This is a genomic window from Curtobacterium sp. P97 (assembly GCF_023712445.1).
Lineage (GTDB): Bacteria > Actinomycetota > Actinomycetes > Actinomycetales > Microbacteriaceae > Curtobacterium.
In genome coordinates, this window is record NZ_JAMAYF010000034.1 from 1 (window position 1) to 663 (window position 663).

A 663-nucleotide genomic window follows, 5' to 3' on the forward strand; every position below is an offset into this window, starting at 1 on the left:
GCCAGCGCCGTCGAGCACGCCGTCGGGGACCGGCTCGGTCGCCTCGGCGGCAAGCACGGCTCGTCGGTGCAGGTCACCGTGGAACAGAAGGGAACCCTGGCATGACCACCACCAACCGCGGCTTCAACCGGGTCCTGCTGCTCCTGATCGGCCTGATCGCCATCATCGTCGGTGTCACCATCGGCGCCGGGGTCCTGCAACCCGTCCGCGACGCCCTCCAGCCGTACCTGACGCTGCCGCAGCAGGTCACCGTGCCCGACCAGGCACTGTGGATCATCGCCGCGGTCTGCGCGGTGGTCATCGTCCTCGCCGTGATCGTGGTGTTCACTCGCGGTGGCGGCGGCACCAGCGTCGCGGTCCGGGAACGCTCCGGCGAGGACCAGGTCACCGTGAACGTCGCCCTCGTGCGAGACGTCATCGACCACGAACTCACCGGCGTCCACGACATCGTCGCCGCGAAGGTCGACACGTACCTGGTCAAGAAGACCCGCGCCGCACGCATCCGGGTCCACGTCCGCCGCGGCGGCGACGCGGTCACCGTCCTCGACGCCGTCGACCACGCCCTGACCACCCTCGACCAGACCCTCGGCCGACAGATCCCGGTCCTGGTCCACCTCACCGGCGGCACCCGCACCGCACTGGCACGCACCACCCGCGTCCAGT

The 663-nt window shown here is 70.6% G+C and carries 1 protein-coding gene; it reads left to right on the forward strand.

Features of this window, described 5'->3' with window-relative positions:
* Positions 1 to 101: 101 nt before the first annotated feature.
* Positions 102 to 663, forward strand: a 562-nt coding sequence (locus M3677_RS16785) for a hypothetical protein (protein ID WP_066656077.1), incomplete at its 3' end; no start/stop codon positions are given.